The 4,158-nt window shown below is 67.6% G+C and carries 3 protein-coding genes and 1 riboswitch; all 3 genes read right to left on the bottom strand.

The genetic code is table 11. The features are described from left to right. Positions 1-1,795: phosphomethylpyrimidine synthase ThiC (gene thiC / locus ACKOED_RS08980; protein ID WP_408916261.1), on the bottom strand; the 1,795-nt coding region annotated here is incomplete at its 3' end. A gap of 44 nt (positions 1,796-1,839) precedes the next feature. Further along, a riboswitch (TPP riboswitch) is annotated at positions 1,840-1,951 on the bottom strand. Between the two features lie 34 nt (positions 1,952-1,985). After that, positions 1,986-2,588: a DUF2585 family protein gene (locus ACKOED_RS08975; RefSeq protein WP_408916260.1), complete on the bottom strand. Its 603-nt coding sequence runs from the start codon at positions 2,586-2,588 to the stop codon at positions 1,986-1,988. Between the two features lie 9 nt (positions 2,589-2,597). Beyond that, positions 2,598-3,878 (bottom strand): amidohydrolase family protein, encoded by a 1,281-nt coding sequence (locus tag ACKOED_RS08970; RefSeq protein ID WP_408916259.1) that lies wholly within the window; start codon positions 3,876-3,878, stop codon positions 2,598-2,600. Between the last annotated feature and the right edge of the window lie 280 nt (positions 3,879-4,158).

Genomic DNA, 4,158 nt, shown 5'->3' with positions numbered 1-4,158 from the left:
GGATGTAGAACTCGCCGCCCTTGGCCTTGAACTCGGCCGACTTCTCGGCCATGCCCTTCTCGGCGTAGTCCCGCACGTCCTGCGTGATCTTCATCGAGCAGAACTTCGGGCCGCACATCGAGCAGAAGTGCGCGCCCTTGGCGGCCGGCGCCGGCAGCGTCTCGTCGTGGAAGTCCCGGGCGGTGTCGGGGTCGAGCGAGAGGTTGAACTGGTCCTGCCAGCGGAACTCGAAGCGGGCCTTGGAGAGGGCGTCGTCGCGGTGCCGGGCGCCGGGGTGGCCCTTGGCGAGATCGGCGGCGTGGGCGGCGATCTTGTAGGTGATGACGCCCGTCTTCACATCTTCGCGGTTGGGCAGGCCGAGGTGCTCCTTCGGCGTCACGTAGCAGAGCATGGCGGTGCCGTACCAGCCGATCATCGCCGCGCCGATGGCCGAGGTGATGTGGTCGTAGCCGGGCGCGATGTCGGTGGTCAGCGGGCCGAGGGTGTAGAACGGCGCCTCGCCGCATTCGCGCAGCTGCTTGTCCATGTTTTCCTTGATCAGCTGCATCGGCACGTGGCCGGGGCCTTCGATCATGGTCTGCACGTCGTGCTTCCAGGCGATCCTGGTCAGCTCGCCCAGGGTTTCCAGCTCGCCGAACTGGGCGGCGTCGTTGGCGTCGGCGATCGAGCCCGGGCGCAGGCCGTCACCCAGCGAGAAGGCCACGTCGTAGGCCTTCATGATCTCGCAGATGTCCTCGAAGTGCGTGTAGAGGAAATTCTCCTTGTGGTGGGCGAGGCACCACTTGGCCATGATCGATCCGCCTCGGCTGACGATCCCGGTGACGCGCTTGGCGGTCATCGGGATGTAGGGCAGGCGCACGCCGGCGTGGATGGTGAAGTAGTCGACGCCCTGTTCGGCCTGCTCGATCAGCGTGTCGCGGAAGATTTCCCAGGTCAGCTCCTCGGCAATCCCGCCGACCTTTTCCAGCGCCTGATAGATCGGCACGGTGCCGATCGGCACGGGGCTGTTGCGCAGGATCCATTCGCGGGTGTCGTGGATGTTGCGGCCGGTGCTGAGGTCCATGATCGTGTCCGCGCCCCAGCGGGTCGCCCAGACCATCTTGTCGACCTCGCTCGCCACGTCCGAGGCCACGGCGGAGTTGCCGATATTGGCGTTGATCTTGACGAGGAAATTGCGCCCGATCGCCATCGGCTCGTTTTGGGGGTGGTTGTTGTTGTGGGGGATGATCGCGCGGCCGCGCGCGACTTCGCTGCGCACGAATTCGGGGGTGATGACATCGGGGATCTCGGCGCCCCAGCTCTCGCCGTCGCGGATCAGATCGGCGGCGATTTCGCGGCCCAAGTTCTCGCGCTCGGCGACATATTCCATTTCGGGCGTGATGATGCCGCGGCGGGCGTAGTGCATCTGGCTGACGTTCATGCCCGGCTTGGCGCGCAGCGGGCGCTTCACGGTATTGGGGAACTGCGGCACGCCGCCCGAGCGATCCGGGCCGAGGCGGCCATTGTCCTCCGGCTTGACCTCGCGGCCCTCGTAATCCTCGACATCGCCGCGGGCGAGGATCCAGTCGCGGCGCAGGGGGGCAAGGCCGGCGTTGATGTCGATATGCGCCTGCGGATCGGTGTAGGGGCCGGAGGTGTCGTAGACGCGCACGCTCGGCTCGCCGCCTTCAAGGTCGATCTCGCGCATCGCGACGCGGATGCCGGAGCCGGTGCGCGCACCCACGTAAACCTTGCGGCTGCCCCGGATCGGCCCGGTGGTGACGCCAATTTCGACAGGTGCGTTGATGTCGGCCATGATGCGCTCTCTTCCGAAACGGCGGACGAGACGCGGGACCCGTGGCACGAAGACCAGCCCACTCCCTCCGCCTGTGTTAACAGGTTCAGGTTCGACGGGTCGGGCAGAGCTTACCTGCCCCTCTCAGCCATAAAGCAGGCTCCCCGGGGATGGGAGGGGGATTAGGCCAAGGCGCGCCCCAAGTCCAGCCTCACGCCACCCCGCCTGCGGCCTGCCATTGGGCGATGGCCTCGACCGGATAGAGCAGCATGATCACGTTCAGCGTCAGATTGTCGCGCACCACATCGCCCGCCACCAGTTCCCCGATCAGCGCGAGCGCCACCGTCACCCGCACCGGCAGGCGCAGCGCGAGCCAGAAGCCGAAGCTCATCCAGCCGATATCCGCGAAAGAGTTCAGCACAGAATCGCCCGAATAGCCGAAATTGGCGGTGACCGCGCGGAAGCGGTCGATCACCATCGGGGTGTTCTCCAGCACCTCCCACGCGGCCTCCAGCAGCACGGCGAGCGGAAAGCCCCAGCGCACCGCCCCGGCCCCGCCCCACCCGCGCTTCACGAACAGCCACCAGCCAAAGGCATAGAAGATCATCCCGTGGATGATGTGGCTCGGCGTGTACCAGTCGGTGATGTGCTGGCTGTTTCCCGCATCGTTGATCTGCCCGTGCCACAGGCTGACATAGCCGCACTCGCAGATCGGCGTGCGGCCCATGGCGAGCAGGATGGCAATGGTCGCCGCCGTGATGGCAAGCGCGACGAGAACCGTGCGGCGGTCGGGGATCAGGGTGCCTGTGCTCATGCGGCGAGGCTATTCGATCACCCGGCCCCGCACCATCACGAAGTCGACCTTTTCCAGCACGGTCACATCGGCCAGCGGATTGCCCTCGACCGCGATGATGTCCGCTGAATAGCCGGGGGCGAGCTTGCCGATCTGGCTTTCCATGCCGAGCACCTTCGCGGCAACCGTGGTGGCGCTGGCGAGCACTTCGCGGTCGGTCATGCCCTGTTTCTTCATCAGGCCCAGTTCCTCGGCATTGCGGCCATGCTGGTACACGCCGGCATCGGTGCCGAAGGCGACCGTCACGCCATATTGCCGGGCGCGGCTGACGAGGCTGGCCATCAGCGGCTGGACGGCGCGGATCTTGTCTTCGACCACGGGGGTATAGACGCCCTTGCCCAGCCCTTCGCTGACGCCTTCCAGCGCCATCAGGGTGGGGACGAGCACCGTGCCGTTGGCCTTCATCGCCTTGGCAGCCGCTTCATCGAGGTACGTGCCGTGTTCGATCGAATCGATCCCGGCTTCCGCCGCCTGCTGGATCCCGCGCGCGCCGTGGGCGTGGGCCATGACCTTGAGGCCAAGGCTGTGCGCGGTGTCGGCGATCGCCTTCATCTCGGCGGGGGTGAAGTGCGCCTCCAGCCCCCGGCCCTGCTGGCTGAGGACGCCGCCGGTCGCGGTGATCTTGATCACATCCGCGCCGTTCTGGCTGGCGAGCCGCACCTTGGCGGCGCATTCGACCGGGCCAGTGCAGGTGAACCCGCTGTCGAGCAGTTCGTTGACCTCGGACCGGAAGCCGTTGACGTCGCCATGCCCGCCGATGATCGCCAGTGGCGGCCCGGCGGCGACGATGCGCGGCCCCGGCACCAGCCCCTCGGCCGTGCCGCGCCGCAGCGAGAAGGCGGTATCCTTGCCGCTCCCTGCCTCGCGCACCGTGGTGAAGCCGGCAAGCGCGGTGAGGCGGGCGTTCTTGGCGCCGACGACCACGCCCCATTCGTCAGGCTCGGTCGCTTCCTTCCAGAAATCGCCGCCGGGATCGCCGGTCAGGTGGGTGTGCAAGTCGATCAGCCCGGGCAGCACGGTCTTGCCCGCAAGGTCGATCTCGCGGTCGGCGGTCACGGCTCCATGGCCGGGGGTGATCGAGACGATCCTGCCGTCTTCGACCATGATCGTCGCCGGGCCGGTCGGCTCGCTGGCGGCGTCGGTGATGACGCTCCCGGCGCGGATCGCGACCGTCTCGGCGGCGAGCGGCGCGGCGAGCATGGTGCCGGATAGCAACAGCCCTGCCATCAGAGCCCTGGCGGTGGTGCGCATGATATGTCTCCCCTGTGGCCCGGCAATCGGGCTGTCCCGTGATCCCCGCCGCCCGTGATGCCCCGCGCGCCGGGCCGTGGCAAGGCCCCCGCGATGAATGGCGCGGTTACAGACAATTCGCTTGGGGGAGCGCGCGGGGCTGGCTATGCTGCGCGCCGTTCCACGCCGTTATTGGGGGCTACTCGATGAACCGAATTTCCGCACTGCGCCGCTCCGGGATTGCTCTGGCGATGCTGCTCGCCGCTCCGTCCGCCTGGGCGCAGGGTGCGCCGCCGCCGAT

The sequence above is a fragment of the Aestuariivirga sp. genome, assembly GCF_046093005.1.
Taxonomy (GTDB): Bacteria; Pseudomonadota; Alphaproteobacteria; order Rhizobiales; family Aestuariivirgaceae; genus Aestuariivirga.
This window is presented reverse-complemented; position numbering and strand designations above follow the sequence as displayed.